The sequence below is a fragment of the Bacteroides sp. OF04-15BH genome (genome assembly GCF_003477995.1).
Taxonomy (GTDB): Bacteria; Bacteroidota; Bacteroidia; order Bacteroidales; family Bacteroidaceae; genus Paraprevotella.
The window spans coordinates 59,782-81,716 of sequence record NZ_QUEM01000007.1 but is presented as its reverse complement, the minus strand read 5'-3'; the positions used below and the strand labels follow the sequence as shown (position 1 = coordinate 81,716).

At 48.7% G+C, this 21,935-nt stretch carries 18 protein-coding genes; 10 read left to right on the top strand and 8 right to left on the bottom strand.

Annotated elements, in window-relative coordinates; genetic code table 11:
- Positions 1-5 precede the first annotated feature (5 nt).
- Together DXA74_RS04705 and dnaA are read left to right on the top strand one after the other, a co-directional pair.
- Positions 6-899, top strand: coding sequence for an MlaD family protein (locus DXA74_RS04705; protein ID WP_118525669.1), 894 nt, complete (start codon positions 6-8; stop codon positions 897-899).
- A 236-nt stretch (positions 900-1,135) separates the two neighbouring features.
- Positions 1,136-2,542 (top strand): chromosomal replication initiator protein DnaA, encoded by a 1,407-nt coding sequence (gene dnaA / locus DXA74_RS04700; RefSeq protein WP_118525668.1) that lies wholly within the window; start codon positions 1,136-1,138, stop codon positions 2,540-2,542.
- Positions 2,543-2,604: 62 nt separating this feature from the next.
- Here the strand turns inward: dnaA and DXA74_RS04695 are convergent, their stop codons facing one another.
- Positions 2,605-3,345: a nitroreductase family protein gene (locus tag DXA74_RS04695; protein ID WP_118525714.1), complete on the bottom strand. Its 741-nt coding sequence runs from the start codon at positions 3,343-3,345 to the stop codon at positions 2,605-2,607.
- Between the two features lie 312 nt (positions 3,346-3,657).
- Here DXA74_RS04695 and DXA74_RS04690 point away from each other — a divergent pair, with 312 nt between their 5' ends.
- From DXA74_RS04690 to DXA74_RS04670, 5 genes are all read left to right on the top strand, one after another.
- A complete protein-coding gene (locus DXA74_RS04690; protein WP_118525667.1) occupies positions 3,658-6,201 on the top strand; it encodes an adenosylcobalamin-dependent ribonucleoside-diphosphate reductase in 2,544 nt (847 codons plus the stop codon).
- Between the two features lie 121 nt (positions 6,202-6,322).
- A complete protein-coding gene (gene folB / locus DXA74_RS04685; protein ID WP_118525666.1) occupies positions 6,323-6,694 on the top strand; it encodes a dihydroneopterin aldolase in 372 nt (123 codons plus the stop codon).
- A 121-nt stretch (positions 6,695-6,815) separates the two neighbouring features.
- A complete protein-coding gene (locus tag DXA74_RS04680; RefSeq protein ID WP_118525713.1) occupies positions 6,816-7,082 on the top strand; it encodes an OadG family protein in 267 nt (88 codons plus the stop codon).
- 46 nt (positions 7,083-7,128) lie between these two features.
- A complete protein-coding gene (locus tag DXA74_RS04675; protein ID WP_118525665.1) occupies positions 7,129-8,985 on the top strand; it encodes a biotin/lipoyl-containing protein in 1,857 nt (618 codons plus the stop codon).
- A 1-nt stretch (position 8,986) separates the two neighbouring features.
- Positions 8,987-10,234: a sodium ion-translocating decarboxylase subunit beta gene (locus tag DXA74_RS04670; protein ID WP_370448487.1), complete on the top strand. Its 1,248-nt coding sequence runs from the start codon at positions 8,987-8,989 to the stop codon at positions 10,232-10,234.
- A gap of 374 nt (positions 10,235-10,608) precedes the next feature.
- Here DXA74_RS04670 and DXA74_RS04660 read toward each other — a convergent pair whose 3' ends face one another.
- Positions 10,609-11,115 carry an outer membrane beta-barrel protein gene (locus DXA74_RS04660; protein WP_118525663.1) on the bottom strand — a complete coding sequence of 169 codons (507 nt, stop codon included), beginning with the start codon at positions 11,113-11,115 and terminating at the stop codon, positions 10,609-10,611.
- Between the two features lie 72 nt (positions 11,116-11,187).
- Entirely contained in the window at positions 11,188-12,045 is an 858-nt protein-coding gene (locus DXA74_RS04655) for an ion transporter (RefSeq protein WP_118525662.1), read from the bottom strand.
- 93 nt (positions 12,046-12,138) lie between these two features.
- Here DXA74_RS04655 and cysK point away from each other — a divergent pair, with 93 nt between their 5' ends.
- From cysK to DXA74_RS04640, 3 genes are all read left to right on the top strand, one after another.
- Positions 12,139-13,101 (top strand): cysteine synthase A, encoded by a 963-nt coding sequence (gene cysK / locus DXA74_RS04650; protein WP_118525661.1) that lies wholly within the window; start codon positions 12,139-12,141, stop codon positions 13,099-13,101.
- A gap of 143 nt (positions 13,102-13,244) precedes the next feature.
- Positions 13,245-13,898, top strand: a complete 654-nt coding sequence (locus DXA74_RS04645) for a DUF4136 domain-containing protein (RefSeq protein ID WP_118525660.1) — start codon at positions 13,245-13,247, stop codon at positions 13,896-13,898.
- A gap of 27 nt (positions 13,899-13,925) precedes the next feature.
- Entirely contained in the window at positions 13,926-14,561 is a 636-nt protein-coding gene (locus DXA74_RS04640) for an outer membrane beta-barrel protein (protein WP_118525659.1), read from the top strand.
- An 87-nt stretch (positions 14,562-14,648) separates the two neighbouring features.
- Here DXA74_RS04640 and DXA74_RS04635 read toward each other — a convergent pair whose 3' ends face one another.
- The 5 genes from DXA74_RS04635 to DXA74_RS04615 all read right to left on the bottom strand — a co-directional run bounded on the left by DXA74_RS04635 (position 14,649) and on the right by DXA74_RS04615 (position 21,910).
- Positions 14,649-16,358: an acyl-CoA dehydrogenase family protein gene (locus DXA74_RS04635; RefSeq protein ID WP_118525658.1), complete on the bottom strand. Its 1,710-nt coding sequence runs from the start codon at positions 16,356-16,358 to the stop codon at positions 14,649-14,651.
- 7 nt (positions 16,359-16,365) lie between these two features.
- Complete coding sequence (locus tag DXA74_RS04630; RefSeq protein WP_118525657.1) at positions 16,366-17,388, bottom strand: electron transfer flavoprotein subunit alpha/FixB family protein; 1,023 nt, start codon at positions 17,386-17,388, stop codon at positions 16,366-16,368.
- Positions 17,389-17,394: 6 nt separating this feature from the next.
- Positions 17,395-18,267, bottom strand: coding sequence for an electron transfer flavoprotein subunit beta/FixA family protein (locus tag DXA74_RS04625; RefSeq protein WP_118525656.1), 873 nt, complete (start codon positions 18,265-18,267; stop codon positions 17,395-17,397).
- Between the two features lie 461 nt (positions 18,268-18,728).
- Positions 18,729-19,085 (bottom strand): hypothetical protein, encoded by a 357-nt coding sequence (locus DXA74_RS04620; RefSeq protein WP_118525655.1) that lies wholly within the window; start codon positions 19,083-19,085, stop codon positions 18,729-18,731.
- 449 nt (positions 19,086-19,534) lie between these two features.
- Positions 19,535-21,910, bottom strand: coding sequence for a thioredoxin-like domain-containing protein (locus DXA74_RS04615; RefSeq protein WP_118525654.1), 2,376 nt, complete (start codon positions 21,908-21,910; stop codon positions 19,535-19,537).
- Between the last annotated feature and the right edge of the window lie 25 nt (positions 21,911-21,935).

Here is a 21,935-nt window from a genome sequence, read left to right as displayed (position 1 = left end):
TAAGTATGAAAAGTCTATCAAAAGAAGTAAAAATCGGAATAGCCGGAATCGTGGCCTTGGCCCTGCTCTTTTTGGGAATAAACTTCCTGAAAGGAATCAATCTGTTCAAGTCCAGCAATTTCTACTATATCGAATTCAGTAACGTAAAGGGATTGGCCAAGTCCAGCCCGGTGTATGCCGACGGATACAACATCGGTATTGTTCGCGAAATCTTCTACAACTACAACAAGAACGGTCATGTCATCGTAGAGATTCAGGTTGACGACCAGATGAGAATCCCCAAAGGCAGCTCGGCCGAACTGGTATCGGAAATGCTGGGCGGATGCAATCTGAACCTGCTGCTGGCCAACAATCCGAGAGAACGTTTCGAACCGGGAGACACCATCATCGGAACCGAGAACTTGGGTCTGATGGACCAGGCGGCCACCATGATACCGAAAGTGGAGAAAACCCTGAATACCGTCGATTCACTGGTATCTGCCCTGAACCGCATCGTGTCTGATCCGAACATTGCCAAGATTCTGGCCAACACCAATCAATTGACGGCCAATCTGAATCAGAGTACCCAGGACCTGAACAAAGTGCTCCGGAAAGACATTCCCGGCATGACCAACAAGTTTACGGCTGTAGGTGACCACGTCATCCAGCTGACAGACAAAGTGAACGCACTCAACCTGGAAGGAACACTGACAAAAGTGGACACCACCATGAACAATCTGCAACTGGCCACTGAAAAGCTGAACCGCACCGACAACAGCATCGGTCTGCTGCTCAACGATACGGCCCTCTATGGCAATATCAACACTACCATCGGCAGTGCAGACAGTCTGCTGCGCGATTTGAAGGCACATCCGAAACGTTATGTGCACTTCTCCATCTTCGGAAGAAAAGACAAGTAAAATCAAACCATATCAAGACGCATGGCCTGCTAAAAACCATGCGTCTTTTTTTTATCCCCCCTCAGAAAAACAGATTATTTTTTTTAACGCTGAAACTAAACACTGGAAACAAGCATTTTATAAAAAAAGAATGCTCAGACCCCCAAATATATTTGGTAATTTCAGAGAATATTCCGACCTTTGTAGAGTATAAGTATTGAATGATAGTAGAATTTTAAAAGCAAGAACTTAATTGAATGACTAGTTCTCTTCAAACGCAATGGGAACGTTGTCTTCAAATTATTCACGACAATGTAAGCGAACTCCAGTTTAAAACCTGGTTTACACCAATTACCTGTATGAGCTATGAGGACAAGACTCTGACCATTCAGGTACCTAGTTCTTTTGTCTATGAATATTTGGAAGAACATTACGTTAAACTCCTTCACAACGTACTGCATAGGGTTTTCGGTGAAGGGGTAAAATTGATGTACCGTATTGAAGCTGACAAGACCAACAATCTTACGGTTGATCTGGAAGCTACTACCCGTCCTGTATCCGTACCGGTAGGGCGCCCGATTACAAACGGCAATAAGGCACCGAATCCGATGCAGGCTACTCTGCCGCAGGACTTGGATCCGCAACTGAATCCAAACTATAACTTTGAGAACTTTATCGAGGGTATCAGCAACAAGCTGCCGCGCTCGGTAGGCCAGGCTATTGCCGAACATCCGAAACAGACCACCTTCAACCCGCTGTTTCTTTACGGAGCATCGGGTGTGGGAAAGACTCATCTGGTCAATGCCATCGGTACCAAAATCAAAGAACTGTATCCTCAGAAAAGAGTTCTGTACCTGTCGGCACATCTGTTTCAGGTGCAATACACGGATTCTGTGCGCAAAAATACCGTCAACGACTTCATCAATTTCTATCAAACTATTGATGTGCTGATTATTGATGATGTGCAGGAGTTTGCCAGCCTAACAAAGACTCAGAATACCTTTTTCCACATTTTCAACCATCTGCACCAGAACGGACGCCAGCTGATTCTGACTTCCGACCGTCCTCCGGTAGCCCTGCAGGGAATGGAAGAACGACTGCTCACCCGATTCAAATGGGGTCTGGTGGCTGAGTTGGAAAAGCCGAACAAGGAACTGAGAAAGGACATTCTGAAAAGCAAAATCCACCGCGACGGTCTGTCCATTCCGGAGGCTGTCATCGACTTCATTGCAGAAAACGTCAATGAAAGCGTGCGCGACCTGGAAGGTATCATCAACTCTCTGATGGCCTATTCTGTGGTATACAATCGCGAAGTGGACATGAATCTGGCAGAACAGATTGTCAAACGTGCCGTGAAGTTCGAGAAGAAACCGATCACCGTAGACCTGATTCTGGAAAACGTATGCGGATATTTCAAGATGAACCAAAGCGAGATCTTTACCAAGAGCCGCAAACAGAATGTGGTGCAGGTAAGACAAATCGCCATGTATCTGGCTCAGAAACATACCGACTTGTCTTCGTCAAAGATTGGAGCACTCATCGGCAAACGCAATCATGCCACGGTACTCCACTCCTGCAATCTGGTAGCAGACCGCATTCATGTGGACAAGAACTTCAAGAGCAAGGTAGAAGAAATTGAAAGAATGCTTCAAAGCAGCAAATAAAAAAAACACCGTTGAACTTCCATTCAACGGTGTTTTTTTGTATCTTTATATCTCAATAGAGTTTATTTCAAGAAGCCCTGTTTCTTGAGCGTTTCAAGCAAAACGCCGCTGATGGCTTCATTGTCGGCCTTATTGTAACGCACCTCGGCAAAGACTTGTGCCAAAGTCTGCTTCTGGTTGACTTTTACAAATTCCTGGTTCTCCGGCAGGCTTTCTTTTGTCTGATAAAATTCATTGATAGCCTGCTCGTCATAATCGTGATAATGCTCCTGGTGAATCAGGGCCACCAAAGGCAGACGGTCGGTCATAGGAGGGCATTCATCGGGATATCCCACAGTCAGTGTAGCCACCGGCAATACCAGTTTCGGAAGCTTCAGCAAGTCGATAATCTGACCGGCGTTATACAAGGTTGTTCCCAAATAACAGAGTCCCAGCCCTGCCTCTTCAGCCAGACAAGAGAAGGTCTGCGTATAGAGCAAGGTATCGCTCACGGCATTCATCAGCGAAAGCAGATTATCATATCCGCTATTGGCATCGCGGAAGGAGCACCACTTGACCGTACGGTTGAAATCGGCACAGAAAGTAAGCACTACAGGAGCTCCGGTAACCATAGGCTGATTGAAGTGAACCGGCGCCAAAGCCTCCTTCATTTCTTTCGAACGGGTCACCACAACACTGTATAATTGCATGTTACCCATTGTTTGGGTGCGCTCGGCCTGAAGCAAAAGACTATTTAACAATTCATCCGAAATATCATCGGTTTTATAGCGACGAATAGAGCGTCTGTTATTCAGAAAATCCATAATTCCTTCATTTTTTTGTTGGTTGAACAAAGATACAAAAAAAATGCGAGTGTTATTCAATTTATATCATTGAATTTTCTTTTTGGATAACTTTTCGAATTTTTGAAAAACATAATCATTTAATTATCAGATGAATAATATTCAAAAACTGACAACTAACTTTTCTCGAAACCGTTTTTTAACTACTTTTTATTTTGATATATGGGAAAACATGCGTAGCTTTGCACTGCTTTTAGAACACAATTCTACGATTCATTCACGCTTATACAAGGCTAGAAACTACAAATGCAAAAATAATTAAAAATACTAGACGTGGAAAAACAGACTTATTCCTATGATGAAGCTTTTGAGGCAACCCTGAAATACTTCAAGGGAGATGAACTGGCCGCAAGAGTGTGGGTGAATAAATATGCCATGAAAGATTCTTATGGCAATATTTATGAGCAGACTCCAACCGACATGCATTGGCGTTTGGCCAATGAGATCGCACGCATCGAAGCCAAGTATCCCAATAATATGAAAGCCCGGGATATATTTGAATTGCTCGACCATTTCAAATATATCGTACCGGCCGGAAGCCCAATGACCGGAATCGGAAACGATTATCAGATTGCTTCCCTGTCCAACTGCTTTGTTATCGGACTGGAAGGCAAGGCGGATTCATACGGCGGCATTATCCGTATCGACGAAGAGCAGGTGCAGTTGATGAAACGACGCGGCGGTGTAGGACACGACCTGTCACACATCCGTCCGAAGGGCTCTCCTGTAAAGAATTCGGCTCTAACTTCAACCGGTCTGGTTCCTTTCATGGAACGCTACAGCAATTCAACCCGTGAGGTGGCTCAGGACGGCCGACGCGGTGCCTTGATGTTGTCTGTAAGCATCAAACACCCGGATGCAGAAGCCTTCATCGACGCCAAGATGACCGAAGGCAAGGTTACCGGCGCCAACATCTCGGTGAAACTGGACGATGCCTTCATGGAGGCAGCGACAACTGACCAGACTTACATCCAGCAGTTCCCGATTGATTCTGACCAGCCTTTATATCACAAGGAGATTCAGGCCAAGGCTTTGTGGGAGAAGATTGTGCACAATGCCTGGAAATCAGCTGAACCGGGCGTGTTGTTCTGGGACACCATCCTGCGTGAATCTGTTCCTGACTGCTATGCAGACCTGGGATTCCGCACCGTAAGTACCAACCCTTGTGGTGAGATTCCTCTCTGTCCTTACGACAGTTGCCGTCTGCTGGCCATCAATTTATACTCTTACGTAGTCAATCCGTTTACTCCGGATGCCTATTTCGATTTTGAACTGTTCAAGAAGCACGTACGCACAGCGCAGCGCATCATGGACGATATCATCGATCTGGAGCTGGAGAAGATTGAAGCCATACAGCAAAAGATCAAGGCCGATCCGGAATCGGATGAGGTGAAAGAGACCGAAAAGCACCTTTGGGAGAAGATTTACAAGAAGAGCGGCATGGGCCGACGCACCGGTGTGGGAATCACAGCCGAGGGTGATATGCTCGCTGCCCTGAACCTGAGATACGGAACCCAGGAGGCTACTGACTTCTCGGTACAGGTACACAAGACCGTAGCTTTGGAAGCTTACCGTTCTTCTGTCCAGATGGCCAAGGAAAGAGGTGCCTTCCCGATTTACAGTGCCGAGCGTGAAAAGAACAATCCGTTCATCAACCGCATTAAGGATGCGGACATGGAACTGTATAACGACATGGCGAAATACGGACGCCGCAACATTGCGTGTCTCACCATCGCTCCAACCGGAACCACCAGTCTGATGACCCAGACCACTTCGGGCATCGAGCCGGTATTCATGCCGATTTACAAGCGCCGCAGAAAAGTGAACCCGAACGATCCGGAAGTGCACATTGACTTTGTGGACGAAACGGGAGATGCTTTTGAGGAATATATCGTGTATCACCACAAGTTCATGACCTGGATGGAAGTGAACGGTTACGACACACAAAAGAAATATACTCAGGAAGAAATTGATGAACTGGTAGCCAAGTCACCTTATTATAAGGCTACAGCCAACGATGTGGACTGGCTGATGAAGGTGCAGATGCAGGGTGCCATCCAGAAATGGGTAGACCACTCTATCAGTGTGACCGTAAACCTGCCGAACCACGTAGACGAGGCGTTGGTGAACCGGTTGTATGTAGAGGCATGGCGCTCCGGCTGCAAGGGATGCACCATCTACCGTGACGGCTCTCGTGCCGGAGTGATGATCTCCGTGAAGAAGAAAAGCGACAAGCCGGAACAGCCGAAGGTCTTCGAACACCCCACCGTTACCGAAGTGCGCCCGAAATCACTGGAATGTGATGTGGTACGCTTCCAGAACAACAAGGAAAAATGGGTGGCTTTCATCGGACTGCTCGACGGTCAGCCTTATGAAATCTTTACCGGACTTCAGGACGACGACGAGGGTATCGTATTGCCTAAGAGTGTCACCAAGGGACGCATCATCAAAAATGTATGCGAGGACGGCACCAAGCGCTACGACTTCCAGTTCGAGAACAAGAAAGGTTACAAAACTACGGTTGAAGGTCTCTCTGAGAAATTCAACAAGGAATATTGGAACTATGCCAAACTGATTTCCGGAGTGTTGCGTTACCGCATGCCTTTGGAACACGTAATCCGTCTGGTCGGTTCCCTGCAACTGGAAAGCGAAAGCATCAACACCTGGAAAAACGGTGTGGAGCGCGCGCTGAAGAAATACATCACCGACGGTACCGAGGCCAAAGGACAGAAATGTCCGAACTGCGGTCATGAGACGCTGATCTATCAGGAAGGCTGCCTCATCTGCAAGTATTGCGGTACTTCACGCTGCGGATAGTATTCCCCCGAAAACGATATATAAGAAAACCAGATAACCGCCTCTTTGCCGGAAGCCGCACTCCTGTCCGCGGCTCTGGCAAAGAGGCGGTTTTATTATTAATTCCTTACAAAGAATCACAATGAAAATCAATCAGACCAAAATCTTTATCAAAAAAGCCCGTTTCTTTGCCCATCACGGAGTATTGGAGCAGGAACGCTACACGGGAGCCAACTTTTATGTCAATCTGGAAGCCCGAGTAAACTTCGTTCATGCGCTTCAAACCGATGAACTGACCGACACGGTGAGCTATGCCGACCTGTTCGACATCGTGCGCACAGAGATGGAAACGCCCTCGCAACTCATTGAGCATGTGGGAGGAAGAATTCTGGAACATATCTTCAGCAGCTATCCGGAGGTAGAGAACATCACCTTGGAAATCATCAAGGAGAACCCGCCGATGGGAGCAGACAGCGAAGGGGCCGGAATCCACATCGAAGCCGCACGCGAATAAAGGTGAACAGTGTACAAAAAAGTATTAAGAAGGGCCGGAAGAGAAAAAAAAGTGCTATATTCGCATGACCGGTTTCCCATTAAATCGATCTTACAAACAATACCATAAAAAAACAAAGCTTATGAACACGGAAAACATTTATCTGGCCCTGCAACTCATGGTTGTGGGCATGGCAACCGTATTTCTAATCCTTTATATCATCATCGGATTAGGCAAATTACTCGTAAATTACACCAACGCAAATGCAAAGGAGGCTCCTCCCGTCTCGCCCCCACGACCCGCCCAGGCTCCTGAAGCCGATGCCACTACCCAGGCTGTCATCCAGCTGGCCATCAAGGAACTGACCGGAGGAAAAGGCCATGTGACCCAAATCAAGAAATTACCCTAACCCTTCAGCGTTTACAGCTGATTATCAACAACAGACCTAAACAATCATGAAAAAAGAAATAAAATTCAGTCTCGTATTCAGAGATATGTGGCAGAGTGCCGGAAAATACGTACCCCGAGTAGACCAACTGGTTAAGGTGGCTCCGGCCATCATCCGCATGGGCTGCTTTGACCGTGTGGAAACCAACGGCGGAGGCTTTGAGCAGGTGAACCTTCTGTTCGGCGAGAATCCGAACAAGGCGGTGCGCGAATGGACCCGCCCGTTCCACGAAGCCGGCATTCAGACTCACATGCTGGACCGCGCCCTGAACGGACTGCGCATGAGCCCCGTACCGGCCGACGTGCGCCAGCTCTTCTATAAAGTCAAGAAAGCACAGGGCACAGACATCACCCGCACCTTCTGCGGACTGAATGACGTGCGCAATATCATCCCGAGTATCGGCTACGCCCATGCTGCGGGCATGATTTCACAATGCTGTCTTTGTATCACCCATTCACCGGTGCACACGGTAGATTATTATGTAAACATGGCCAAGCAGCTGATTGATGCCGGCTGTGACGAAATCTGTCTGAAAGACATGGCCGGAATCGGACGTCCCGTCACTCTGGGAAAAATCTGCGCCGGAATCAAGGCTTACAAGCCGGATATCGTCATCCAGTATCACTCTCATGCCGGACCGGGCTTCAATATGGCTTCCATTCTGGAGGTCTGCAAAAACGGTTGTGACTATATCGACACCGCTGTGGCTCCGCTGTCGTGGGGTACCGGTCATGCCGACATCATCGCCGTGCAGGCCATGCTGAAGGATGCCGGATTTGAAGTGAAGGAAATCAATATGGCCGCCTATATGGAAGTGCGCTCACAGATTCAGGAAATGATGGACGACTTCCTGGGCTTCTATTGCAACCCGCTGAACCGACTGAACAACTCATTGCTGATTGCTCCGGGACTGCCGGGCGGTATGATGGGCTCCCTGATGGCCGATCTGGAGACCAATCTGGAAAGCATCAACAAATGGAAAGCAAAGCACAACCAGCCGGAACTGACTCAGGACGACCTGCTCATCAAGCTGTTCGACGAGGTGGCCTATATCTGGCCTAAGTTGGGATACCCTTGCCTGGTGACTCCGTTCAGCCAGTATGTCAAGAACCTGGCTCTGATGAATGTGATGCAACTGGAGAAAGGCAAGGAACGCTGGAGCATGATTGCCGACGACATCTGGGACATGATTCTGGGCAAGGCCGGCAAACTGCCGGGCGAAGTGGCTCCGGAAATCGTGGCTCTGGCCAAAGAACAGGGACGCGTGTTCATGACCAGCGATCCGCAGAGCAACTATCCGGACGAACTGGACAAATACCGCCAGCTGATGAAGGAAAAAGGCTGGGAAACCGGACAGGACGACGAGGAACTCTTCGAATATGCCATGCACCCGTCGCAGTATGAGGCCTACAAGAGCGGAAAAGCCAAGGAAAACTTCCTGGCAGACCTGCAAAAGAAACGCGAAGAGCAGCATCAGGGCTCTGCCGCCGCTCCGGCAGAACTGCCCAAGACGCTCACCCTCACCCTCAACGGACAGCGCTATCAGGTGGAAGTGGCCTATGGTGCCGATGCGGCAGCCGCAGCTCCGGCTCAGGCAACAGCCGCTCCGGCAGCCCCTGCCGGCGAAGGCGAAGATATTGCCGCTCCGCTGGAAGGCAAGTTCTACCGCGTGAAGAACGCGCAGGAGACTCCGAAGAATGTGGGCGATGCCGTGCAGAAAGGCGACATCATCGGCTACATTGAGGCCATGAAGACCTACAATGCCATCCGTGCCGAATTTGACGGAGTCATCACCGCCATTGTGGTCAACTCCGGCGACAGTGTAGAAGAAGACGATGTAATCATGAAGATAGCAAGAAAGTGATATGGACCAAATATATGAGATTTTAGAAAAGCTGTACCAGATGACGGCCTTCAGCAATCTGGCTCTGGAGCCCGGAATCCTGGTCATGTATGCCCTGGCATTTATCCTGCTCTATCTGGGCATCGTTAAGAAATATGAACCGTTGCTGCTCATTCCCATCGCATTCGGAGTGTTGCTGGCCAACTTTCCGGGAGGCGGCATGGGAGTGATTCAAGCCGACTCCGAAGGTTATGTCCTGTGTTCCGACAATACGCGCCGCCTCATCTGGGACATGCCGCTGCACCAGATTGCCCACGAATTCGGACTGATGAACTTCCTCTACTACATGCTCATCAAAACCGGATTCCTGCCGCCGATTATCTTCATGGGTGTGGGTGCGCTGACCGATTTCGGTCCGATGCTGCGCAATCTGCGCCTGTCTATTTTCGGTGCCGCCGCACAGTTCGGTATCTTCTGCGTGCTGCTGGTAGCCATCCTGATGGGCTTCACGCCTAAGGAAGCCGCTTCATTGGGTATCATCGGTGGTGCCGACGGTCCGACCGCCATCTTTACCACCATCAAGCTGGCCCCGCATCTGCTCGGTCCGATTGCCATCGCCGCCTATTCGTATATGGCGCTGGTGCCTGTAATCATCCCGTTGGTGGTGAAACTGACCTGCAGCAAGAAGGAACTGATGATCAATATGAAGGAACAGGAGAAGCTGCATCCTTCGAAAAATGAAATCAAGAACATGAGCACGCTGAAGATTATCTTCCCGATAGCCGTGACTACGATTGTGGCGCTCTTCGTACCTACAGCCGTACCGCTTATCGGTATGCTGATGTTCGGAAACCTGCTGAAGGAAATCGGAGCGGATACCAGCCGTCTGTTTGACGCGGCCTCCAACTCCATCATGAACACCGCCACCATCTTCCTGGGACTGTGTGTGGGTGCTACGATGACTTATGATGCCTTCCTGAACATGCAGACCATCGGTATTGTCGTAGGCGGATTCCTGGCTTTTGCCCTCTCTATCGCCTCTGGTATCATGATGGTGAAGATATTCAACCTGTTCAGCAAGAAGAAAATCAATCCGCTGATCGGTGCCACCGGTCTGAGTGCTGTGCCGATGGCCAGCCGTGTGTGCAACGAGATTGCCACCAAATATGATCCGAAGAACCATGTGCTCAACTACTGCATGGCTTCCAATATCTCGGGTGTGATCGGTTCGGCAGTAGCTGCCGGAGTGCTGATCTCCTTCCTGAGCTAGCAAGAACAAAACGAGCCCCTTCTGCCTCGGACACCGAGTGAGGAAGGGGCTCGATTTTTTGTCGATGCCGCATAAACAGAAAAAGACCCTCCGACTGTTTCTTCGGGGAAAAGTGCCGGAGCATTCTGTACTGGTGATGTTTCGGAAAAAGCATCCCAATGAAATGAAAAAATCATCTCAATGAACCGAACCAATCATCCTGATGAAATTTCCACGCTCCGGAAGCGGCAAGTAAAGTCCGGAAAAACAAGACTCCCGAAGAAACTCGGGAAACCACCAAAAGAAAGTGCCCCCTGTAAGTTCAAAAGCAACTTACAAGGGGCACTTCGTTTCCACACCAGCGTGTGTCTATTACATTCAATTCTCTTCGTTTTTTAGAACTGATAGATCAGACCGAAAGAGGTTCCGTTGGCAAAATCAAAGCCAAAACCTGACTCCTGCATTCCGGCAATTCCATCTTTATTGGTAGCAAATCCCAGGAAACCCAGATGTGCTTCCAGACTCCAGTGCTCAGAAAGCTCTACATCAATACCCGGACGCAAACCGATGTTGAAAGCTGTATCGCGGTGCTTAGAAGTAGCCACAGCAAAACCGCCCTCGCCAAACATTGAGAACATACCGGCTCTCAGGAAGGTGTAACGGGCAAAAGGAGCCATCTTGAAGTTCAGACCGCTCTGGTTAGAATGACCGGTAAAACCGATTTCAGTACCTACCTCCCAACGATCGTTCAGCTTATAACCGATTTCCGGCATAAAAGCATAAGAGGTATTCTCTGTGTCGTTGTTGTACCAAACGGAAACTTCACCTCCCAATCTTACCTGTGCCTTGGCAGAAACGGCACCCAAAACAGCCAGTACGGCAATTAATAAAAACTTTTTCATTTCAAAACTTATTTTAAAAATTGCGCAAATTTACAAAGAAATTTCTAAACAGCAGACTGTTTCCGGGATTTTTTAATTTTGCCTGCTTTCCTCGTTCGATTCTTCAGACATTACTTTGGTGCCACAATACTTGCAGTATCGGGCATCAAAATCCAGCGGGCGACCGCAATTCGGACAGGTGCCGCCAGCCTTTTTCTGCTCGTCCATCAAGGTTACGGAAACAATGCCGGTAGGCACGGCAATAATGGTATAACCCAACAGCATCACCACTCCCGAAATGAAGCGTCCCACAGCCGTGAGGGGAGTGATGTCGCCGTAGCCCACTGTGGTCAGCGTCACAATGGCCCAATAGATACTGGTCGGAATATCCGTAAAGCCGGATTCCGGATGGTCTCCCTCCACCATATACATAATGGTACCGATTGAAATGACCAGAATCAGCACAAACAGGAAAAACACGAATATCTTGCGCATGCTTTTCTGCACCGAGCGCAAAAGCAGGTTTCCTTCTGTCCAGTAATTAAAGAGCTTGAACACACGGAACACCCGAATCAGACGGAAAGCACGGATAATCAGCACATAGCGCACGGAAGGAAAGAAAAAGGCCAGATAGAGCGGCAAGGTGGCCAGCAAATCCACAATGCCGAAAAAGCTGAAAATATAGCTCCGCGGCTTGTTGGACACATAAATGCGCAATATATATTCCACCGTAAAGAAGAAGGTGGACACGTACTCAAATACCTGCAAGGCCAGACGCCAGCCCTCACTCACAAAGGGCAGACTCTCGATGATGGCAGCCAACACACTGAGCAGAATGGCAATGATGAGCACCGTGTCGAACAGACGCCCGGCATACGTATCCGACTCAAATATAATCTGATAAAGTTTCTCCCGGTTCAAATATCGTTTCAGTCTCTCCAAAGTCGTCATAATCTGTTTCATTTCAAATATCCCATAAAAAGGGTATTGCCGGCCTGCGGCTTTCCCCATACCTTTGCAAAGTAACAATAAAAAGCTCAGATTATGAAAAGAATAAACAGACAACTTACCGACCTGATCGGTAATACTCCCCTGGTCATGCTGCAAAAGCTGACTGAAGACGCACACGCAAAAGCCAATATCCTGGCCAAACTGGAATATCTGAACCCGGGCGGCAGTGTGAAAGACCGCATTGCCCTGGGCATGATTGAAGATGCCGAACAGAGAGGCATCCTGAAACCCGGAAGCATCATCGTGGAACCGACAAGCGGCAATACCGGCATCGGACTGGCCTGGATTGCACGCGCCAAGGGATACCGCGCCATACTGACCATGCCCGAAACCATGAGCATCGAACGCCGCAACCTGCTGCGTGCCCGAGGGGCCGAACTGGTGCTCACACCCGGCGCACAGGGCATGAAGGGAGCCATCGCAAAAGCACAGGAGCTGGCTGCCACTCTGGAAAATGCCGTCCTGCTGCAGCAATTCGAGAACCAAGCGAATCCGACAAAACACTATCATACAACAGCAGAAGAGATCTGGAACGACACCGAAGGACAGGTGGATGTATTCATCGCCGGAGTGGGCACAGGCGGAACCATCACCGGAGTGGGCCGCCGACTGAAAGAGCTGAACCCGAACATCGAAATCATTGCCGTAGAGCCGGATGCCTCGGCAGTTCTTTCAGGGGAGCAGCCGGCACCGCACAAGATTCAGGGAATCGGAGCGGGTTTCGTCCCCAGCATTCTGGACCGCAGCGTCATTGACCGCATTGTTCGTGTTACGGATAATGATGCCTTGCGCACCGGTCGACTCCTGTCTCTTCGCGAAGGTCTGCTCACCGGTATTTCGTCCGGTGCCGCCACCTTTGCCGCTCTTCAGGTAGCCGCCGAAGCGGGATATGAAAACAAAAACATTGTGGTGCTCCTTCCGGACACCGGCGAACGCTACCTTTCTACCCCACTCTTCGACTTTGAGAACTTCCCGCTGGAAACAACCGCACAGTAACACACGAAGTTTTTGAATCTCAAAAACCAATTCATTAGCCTGAAAAGTCACTTGAGAACTGACTTTTCAGGCTTTATCATCTTTACCCTCTCCTTTTTCTGCAGGCAGCCTTATATTTGCCGTGAACAAAAACCGATTAACTTATGAATTACAAACCATCATTGTGGCTACTGGCCCTGACCACCGCTCTCATCTCCTGCCAGAAGGAGCCGGATTGGGCGGAACAAAGCAACGAATATCTTGTGTATACGCAAAAGGATGCCTTCTTTGAGGCCGGACGATATGAAAACTATTTCATCGCCGACAGCATCCTGCTCATCGACGATGCGGAAGAACCCAGATATCTGAAGGGAACAGAAGCGGAAAAAATCATCTCAAGGGTAGCGCTGAATATGGAACGCGCAGGATATCACCGCACCGACCGCAAGGAAGAAGCGGATTTGGGTCTGCAACTGAGCTATATCTTCGACACACATTATTTTACCAGCTATCCGTACCCTTCGTATTGGTGGTGGGGATACCCCGGCTATTGGGATCCTTATTACTGGGGCAGCTACTGGGTGGGCTGGGACTACAGTTTCCCCATCAGCTACAGCTATTCGGAAAACTCCCTGCTGGGAGAGATGGTCGACCTGACCGCCCGCCAGGAAAAAGGCAGCAAACTGAATGTCGTATGGAACATGTATATCAACGGCGAAGTGTCGGGCTACCGGCATTTTGACAGCAACCGCATGCAACGCGGCATTGATCAGGCATTCTACCAGAGCAGATACCTGAACCGGAACACTAACCCATAATCGCCACAAAATGAAGGAGGAATTATCATGAAATCAAAAATATATCATTTTCTACTGGCAACAACCTGCAGCGTGCTTCCTCTGTCGGGGGATGCACAGGAATCTTTCAACAAGATGACCCCGCAAAAATCTTCATACATAAACATAGACTGGCAGGCAAACGGAGTAATCGGCAGTGACTTTGTGAGCAAAATCAGCGGATGGGGCGCGCATCTGGAAGCGGGTTACTATCGTACGGAGAATTTCGCCGTCGGCGGCTTTTTATCTTATCACACAAACAATGAATATATCCCTTATCAATCTTTTATCTGGGAAAACGAGGCTCTGAGTATCGAACAGCAGCATTCGGTGTTCCAGATTCCGTTCGGCGTGTCGGCCCGCTACCGGCTGACGGGAAACAGTGTCCGGCCCTACATCGGCACAAAAATCGGAGCACAATATACCCGAAGCGAGGATTACATCAACCGGACCTGTGTCTATCAGGACAACTGGGGCTTTTATCTCTCTCCGGAAATCGGAGTGGAAATATATCCTTTTGCCCAGAAACGCTTCGGACTGCATTTGGCCTGCTACTACAGTTTTGCCACCAATGAACACGGGGCTTTGTGGTATCACAACAAGCACACGCATAATTATGGATTCCGCACCGGTATCACCTTTTAAAGATTCCGTTTTTATTTCGTCGGTTACAAAAAACGGGCCCTCTGAATCTCAGAGAGCCCGTTTGTATTTATGGATTGCCGTTATGAATTACAACTGGCGGTATGCCTCCAGCTGAGTAGCATCGAACTTGCGGATGAAGTTGAAGTGCTTCTCCACTTCTGACTCGGCATAGTTTACATATACCTTGAGACTCTTCTCGAAGAGTTCCGAACAGCGGGTGGCATCCTGCAACAACAGGTGAGACATGACACAAACAGCGGCCATCTCCATCAGACGACGGGCTACAAAGTCGTGCAGCTCCTGATCGGCAGCTTCCTTCACGGCATTGGTGCAGGCCTCGAACTTGCGGGTCATGTTCTTGATGCGGTCCTTCAGATCTTCGTACTCGGCAGCACAAGGAATCAGTTCATAGTCATGCAGCGTAGCGGCATACGATCCGTTGGTGACATAACGGATAGCGGCAACAGTCTGCAACTGGGTGGTTCCCTCATAGATTGAAGTGATACGGGCATCACGATAGATGCGCTGACAGGCGTACTCCATCATGAAACCGGAACCGCCGTGAATCTGAATACAGTCGTAGGCATTCTGGTTGGCATACTCAGAGTTCATACCCTTAGCCAGCGGAGTGAAGCTGTCGGCCAGCTTGGCATATTTCTTCTGCTCCTGACGTTCTTCCGGAGTGAGCTTACGCTCGCGGGCAATATCGTCCAGTGCCTTGTAGATATCCACATAGCGTGAAGTCTGATACAACAGCGCACGACCGGCATCCAGTTTGGCCTTCATGATGGAAAGCATATCGTACACAGCCGGGAAGTTGATAATCGCCTTGCCGAACTGCTCACGGTCCTTGGCATAAGCCAATCCTTCGTTGTAAGCGGCCTGGCTCAATCCGACAGACTGGGCTGCGATACCCAGACGGGCACCGTTCATCAGGGCCATCACATATTTGATCAATCCCAGCTTGCGGTCGCCGCAAAGCTCGGCCTTGGCATTCTTGTAAACCAGCTCACAGGTTGGTGAACCATGAATACCCATCTTGTTTTCAATACGGCGCACGTCCACACCGCCGTCGTTCTTGTCATAGATGAACATAGACAGTCCGCGGCCGTCCTTGGTTCCTTCCTCCGAACGGGCCAGCACCAAGTGCAACTGAGCATCTCCGTTGGTAATGAATCGCTTCACACCATTCAGTCGCCAGCACTGGTTTTCCTCATCATAGGTGGCCTTCAGCATCACGCTCTGCAAGTCAGAACCGGCATCCGGCTCGGTCAGGTCCATAGACATGGTCTCTCCGGCGCAGATACGCGGGATGAAACGGCTGTGCTGGTCCTCGTTACCGAACTCATACAGGGTTTCGATACAGTCCTGCAAAGACCAGATGTTACCGAAACCGGCATCGGCGGCAGCCACGATCTCGGCGCACATGGTGTACGGAGTGATCGGGAAGTTCAGTCCACCGAAACGGCGCGGCATGGTCATACCGTTGAGTCCGGCCTTTACCATGGTTTCCAGATTCTGCTTGGTGCCCTGAGCATATTCCACACGTCCGTTGGCACAGTGTGGTCCTTCCTCATCCACGCTCTCGGCATTGGCAGCAATCACGTCGGCAGTAATCTCACCGGTAATCTCCAATACCTTATCGTATGAATCCATCGCATCGGCAAAGTCGCTCGGTGCATAGTCAAATTCGTCCTTGTCACGGTAGTCGCGCTCTTTCAACTGGCAGATGCGCTCCATCATCGGATTGTTCAAGTGATACTTGAGTTCCGGAATATCTGAATAATAATTAGCCATTTTTCTCTTACTTGCTGTTTTGTTTGTAATACTTGATCAGTTTCGGAACCACCTCTTCTACAGTGCCGTTAATTACATAGTCGGCAATGGCGTTGATCGGTGCGTTCGGATCGCTGTTTACGGAGATGATGATACCGCTCTCCTTCATTCCGGCAATGTGCTGGATAGCTCCGGAAATACCGCAGGCGATATATACCTTCGGACGAACGGTAACACCGGTCTGACCGATCTGCAGATCGTGGTCGCAGAATCCGGCATCCACAGCCGCACGGCTACCTCCTACCTCGGCATGCAATTCCTTGGCCAGCTCAAACAGCATATCGAAACCTTCCTTGCTGCCCATACCATAACCGCCGGCAATCACAATCGGAGCGCCCTTCAGGTTATTCTTGGCCTTCTCCACATGACGGTCGAGCACCTTGACCACATAATCGGTTTCCGGAACAAACTTGGCCACATCGTGTACAATCACTTCACCCTTATAGTCCGGATCCAGAATCTCGGCCTTCATCACACCGCTACGCACGGTAGCCATCTGCGGACGGTTCTCCGGATTGATAATGGTTGCTACAATGTTACCGCCAAAAGCCGGACGGATCTGATACAACAGATTCTCATAAGTCTTTCCGGCACGCTTGTCCTCATGCGGACCGATTTCCAATGCGGTACAGTCGGCAGTCAGACCGGAATGCAGGGCCGAAGATACGCGCGGACCCAAATCACGGCCCACCACATCGGCACCCATCAGGCAGATCTGAGGCTGCTCGGCCTTGAACAGATTCACTAAAATAGAAGTATGAGGCAATGAAGTATAAGGAGCCAGACCCGGAGCATCAAAGAGATGCAGTTTGTCTACTCCATAAGGCAGGATCTGCGCCTCTACCTTACCTACAATACCACTGCCGGCAGCAACAGCTTCAAGCTGAACGCCCAGCGTATTGGCCAACTTACGTCCCTTGGTCAACAGTTCCTGACTTACCTCGGCAACGGTTGTGCCTTCCAGTTCACAATATACAAATACGTTATTCATGTTTCTTTATCCAATGGTATGGTTAGCCAATAATTCCTGAATCAAACTCTCTACATCGGCATCGCTGGCGGTGAGCACCTTGCTCTCCTTAGCCTTGAACACGATGTTCTCAATAGCCTTCACCTTGGTCGGTGAGCCGCTCAAACCGCACTGTGCCAGATCGGCCTCCACATCAGCGGCACTGAGCTGACCCAAGGTCAGGTATGGTTTCTTTTCGTATTCCTCTGCATAAGGCAGACCCTCGGCCGGCATCTCCATCGGAGCCATGGCACGCTTGTATTTCATCACCAGCTTGGCATTGCGCGGACGACATGGAGCGGCACTTCCGTTTACGGTAAGCACTACCGGAAGCGGAGCCTCAACAGTTTCCACACCGCCGTCGATATGACGCTTCACGACGATTTTTCCGTCGGCACAGCTCAGTACGTCTTCTACATAAGTCACCTGTGGCATATTCAGTTTCTGAGCCACCTGCGGACCAACCTGTGCGGTATCTCCATCAATAGCCTGACGACCGCCGATTACCAGATCGGGCACACCGATCTTCTCAATGGTGCGGGCCAAAGCATAAGATGTAGCCAATGTATCGGCACCGGCAAAGGCACGGTCGCTCAACAGGTAACCGTTATCGGCACCACGATACAGACCTTCGCGAATGATCTCTGCGGCACGCGGAGGTCCCATAGTCACGATAGTTACGGTAGAACCCGGATTCTGGTCTTTCAGACGAAGAGCCTGTTCCAGGGCATTCAAGTCTTCGGGATTGAACACAGCCGGCAGCGCGGAACGGTTGATGGTACCCTCCGGGGTCATCGCATCCGGTCCCACATTGCGTGTGTCGGGAACTTGCTTGGCAAGTACAACGATTTTCAAACTCATATTCAATTTATTTTCTGTATATAATTAAGGTAATAAATTTTATTCCATTCTTATTTCCCATGAAAAAGACAGGGATACAGCGATGCAAAATCGGGATGATGCCACGGCTCGGATTATACCCAAACTCAGGTTACAGCATAGTTTATTCAGAATCCGGCACTGTTCCTTCCATCCTTCGACAGCATCATTCTCTCCGGAAAAACCGACGAAAGAGCCATCCAAATGGAAACGATCCGCACCGCCCCATCGAACCACAACCATTACGAGCGCACATTGCACCCCACGCTGCATTCCACAAATTTAGAAATATAAATTCAGAAAAACAAAGTCTGAAGGCTTATTCTTCTGGATATGCGTTCCTTGAATATTACTATCTCTCCTTATGCTATAAGATTACATAAGAAAAAACGTCACCTTATTAGGTTCTATATAAAATAAAAATATCTTTCCATTCCACTATTCTAATGAATCAGTGAAATGGAACCGGTTGTCAGATATTTATTACCATACGTATATGCCCAAAGTTGTCCGCCTATCCATACCTTGATAATAATTAAGGTATTCTCATCCTTGCATCTGGCTTCAATAGAAAAATCATTATTCCCTTCCAACTGAAATGTCTGATCAAAATTCTTCCTTATGACAACTCCTCCTTCCGGACTACCCTTCATTCCATAAATTCTAACCGGTTCGTCTGTATTGGCTTCTATTTGCACACGAACCACAGTCAAATCAGGAACATCCTCTGAACAGGAATATCCCATAAAAACACACAGCAGCGATACAACAAACAAAAGAGATTTCTTAAAAACATTCATACTTTTTTCTTTTAATAGTTACCCAATAATGCGATGAATCCAATCGTTGCATACCAGTTTTCGGTATATCAACCTTATCGCATTTGAATCATTCTCATGATTATAATAACGAAATGCTCAAGAAATACCCCCATTCTTACGCCTGAATTCTTTCTCTCATTAATCTGTTATTCTGTATTCGTCCCCTACCACAGATAAATGTTTTTAAAGAAAACAGAACCTTTGACGATATGTTCCATGTCAGAAATAACAAAAAAGTATTCCCATTCTTTCCAAAGTTTGCCAAATTGGAAAGAATGGGAATACTCATACAGTCTTCTATTCCGAAATTAGAAAAGTAAAATACAAAAGGGAAGCTATACCCATGCATTGCTCGTTTATCTTCTTTTTCAAAAAGTTATTAATACTTTCTTTCTAAAAAAGATAATATGTCTTTCTTCTCCAGGATATTATTTTCCGGTAAGCATCTGGAACAACTTTTCGGTAGATTCCAGATTGCGGAGGTCTACCTTGACATCGAGCACCCGACCCTCCGGGTCAATCACCTTATAGGTAGGGAACGAGGAAACCTCGAGATAACGCTCAACAGCTTCTTGTTGCTCAGGAGGGAGATTGAAGTGAACCACATTGCTGCCCGTCACGTTGTACTCTTTGATCACATTCTCCCACGTGTCTTTCGGACTGTGGTTGGCGAGATACATATACTGCAGGTCGTACTTGGCCAACCGCTGATATTCTTCTTGTGAATGTGAGAGCGCATCTTTGCAAGGGCCGCACCAGGTGCCCCAGATATCCAGAAGGATGAACCTGCCACGATAAGGCTCCGTGAGTTTGCTCAGAATCTCCTTCCCTTCCTGCAAGCCTTCCACTTCCGAACCCGTTTTCAAAACCAGCTGGTCCAGTTTCCGGTTGGCAAGAGCGGTGTAGAATTCGTTTTTCTCCCTGATGGCCTGTAAGACCGATGAATTGCCGGTCCATAGGACTAAAGAGTCCATGATTTCCTGATGGAGCGGCTTACGGGTATAGTCGATTCTTTTGTATGCATCCTCACAAAGAAGGACCGTCTTGATGAAAGAGTCTGTGCCTATCGAATCGAGTACATGGATTTTCCGGCGCATATCTTCCACGAACATCTTTCTTCCTATTACTTCCTTTGCTCTTGGAGAATTGAGGATAGAAATTACCTTTTTGAACCGTTCTTCATCCTCCTTCTCGTTTTGCTCCATCAGGCGCTTTTTTTCCTCCGCACTTTCTACAGAAGCCAGGCGGGCATTGCTCTCTTCCATCCACGACTTACAGTTTTTCAGGAAATCAAGTTCCTCGGTATTGGACGCGATCTCCTCTATGAAATCCCAGACATCCAAAGAGTAAGTGGCAGCCAAACTTTCTTCAGCCATATCATCTGCATAATCACGAATGAAATCTCTCCAGTAATCGTGTAACGCGTAGGGTTTGGACATTTTCTTCCAAAAATGTTCGTAAGCATATTGGCGGGCACGAGAAGACAGACAGCGTGCCGGCGTATAGAATCGTGCCTGCCCCAGTTCGCGCGCAGCCTGAGAAGTCATATTGTCCTTGCAGAACCGGCTAAAACGTGCAGAGAGCGTGGGATGCTGGAGACATAAGGTATCCAAGGATGCATATTTAGCCTTAAGTATGCTGTCGGTAGCATCCAGAAATTCATCCAAATCATCGCCCCGTTCCATGCGAATGCCAAACCATTCCAAAGGGTATTTAAGCAGTTCGTTCTGCAAACGCACATCATCGCCCATGAAAAGGCGGCGACCTTCCCTGAAGTCATAGAGCAGGAAATAGGTCTTCCCCGGCTCAAAAACCGTGCGAAGATAGCATAGATCCCAATCAAAGAAAAATTCATGGCTGCTGGTCAACGGAATCTTTATGGAGAAACGACCGAGCGAATCGAGCTGCACCATGTGCTCCATCAGTTTACCCGTGATAAAATCAGTGTAACTCACACGAACCTGTTTCTTGGCTTTTTCAGTTTCCGGCATGTCTTTTAACCAACCCATAAAAGTAACAGTATCGGTTTTATTGCCCAGATCCACAAAATCAGTGCGCGTATCCTTTTTGGGATAATCGGGTATAAAGCGACCGGTAATCATGGAAAGCGTTCGCTTTTGCTTGCCTATCCGTATCGTGCGACGGCCATTCCGGTTCTTACCGACTTGAACCTTGATCGTTTCGCCTTCATGAGTCAGCGTGATTTCCGCCTCTTTTCCCCGATGACGGAGTTCCGCTTCCATATCCCAGACCTTATTATCATAGATGGCCTGATTGCCGAGGAAAGCAATCACCCATTCTCCGGTCTGTTCATCACGCCAATAAGACGGGAAGAGTTCTTTCCATCTTTCCTCCACCGGCTTGATGCCTTTTATCTGGAAGGCTCCCTGTCCCTCACCTTCGATAAAATCGAACGACCTTGTGTTCTTTGGCAATGGGCGGAAGTGAAAGACCACATCAAGCCGGCCATTCTTTTCCGTCTGACGGAACTTGTCAAATTCTATTCCTTCGGCGGACACCACTGAATAGCGCTTACTGTCTGCCAAGAGATAGGTGTCTTTTGAAAACTGAAACTGATCCATATCAGGATAATCAGAGCGTTGCCTAATTGTGGCATAAACCGCAGTCTCGTCTTCTTTCAGTTCCACTTTAGTAATATCCAAAGCGATATTGAAGAATCCGTCAAAGTAAACATTACCATACTCCGTGGTCGGATGGTTCCAGGTCTGAATCTTTTGCGCCTGCCCCTTCCAGATGCCGAGTGCCATGAATATCAAGGCAAGCCATAAATGTTGCGTTCTCATAATGTCTTTAAATATAAAATCGAAA

Coding starts and splice junctions, on each gene's coding strand:
- DXA74_RS04705 (WP_118525669.1), top strand. CDS start 6: ATGAAAAGTCTATCAAAAGAAGTAAAAATCGGAATAGCCGGAATCGTG.
- dnaA (WP_118525668.1), top strand. CDS start 1,136: ATGACTAGTTCTCTTCAAACGCAATGGGAACGTTGTCTTCAAATTATT.
- DXA74_RS04695 (WP_118525714.1), bottom strand. CDS start 3,345: ATGGATTTTCTGAATAACAGACGCTCTATTCGTCGCTATAAAACCGAT.
- folB (WP_118525666.1), top strand. CDS start 6,323: ATGAAAATCAATCAGACCAAAATCTTTATCAAAAAAGCCCGTTTCTTT.
- DXA74_RS04680 (WP_118525713.1), top strand. CDS start 6,816: ATGAACACGGAAAACATTTATCTGGCCCTGCAACTCATGGTTGTGGGC.
- DXA74_RS04675 (WP_118525665.1), top strand. CDS start 7,129: ATGAAAAAAGAAATAAAATTCAGTCTCGTATTCAGAGATATGTGGCAG.
- DXA74_RS04670 (WP_370448487.1), top strand. CDS start 8,987: ATGGACCAAATATATGAGATTTTAGAAAAGCTGTACCAGATGACGGCC.
- DXA74_RS04660 (WP_118525663.1), bottom strand. CDS start 11,115: ATGAAAAAGTTTTTATTAATTGCCGTACTGGCTGTTTTGGGTGCCGTT.
- DXA74_RS04655 (WP_118525662.1), bottom strand. CDS start 12,045: ATGACGACTTTGGAGAGACTGAAACGATATTTGAACCGGGAGAAACTT.
- cysK (WP_118525661.1), top strand. CDS start 12,139: ATGAAAAGAATAAACAGACAACTTACCGACCTGATCGGTAATACTCCC.
- DXA74_RS04645 (WP_118525660.1), top strand. CDS start 13,245: ATGAATTACAAACCATCATTGTGGCTACTGGCCCTGACCACCGCTCTC.
- DXA74_RS04640 (WP_118525659.1), top strand. CDS start 13,926: ATGAAATCAAAAATATATCATTTTCTACTGGCAACAACCTGCAGCGTG.
- DXA74_RS04635 (WP_118525658.1), bottom strand. CDS start 16,358: ATGGCTAATTATTATTCAGATATTCCGGAACTCAAGTATCACTTGAAC.
- DXA74_RS04630 (WP_118525657.1), bottom strand. CDS start 17,388: ATGAATAACGTATTTGTATATTGTGAACTGGAAGGCACAACCGTTGCC.
- DXA74_RS04625 (WP_118525656.1), bottom strand. CDS start 18,267: ATGAGTTTGAAAATCGTTGTACTTGCCAAGCAAGTTCCCGACACACGC.
- DXA74_RS04620 (WP_118525655.1), bottom strand. CDS start 19,085: ATGAATGTTTTTAAGAAATCTCTTTTGTTTGTTGTATCGCTGCTGTGT.
- DXA74_RS04615 (WP_118525654.1), bottom strand. CDS start 21,910: ATGAGAACGCAACATTTATGGCTTGCCTTGATATTCATGGCACTCGGC.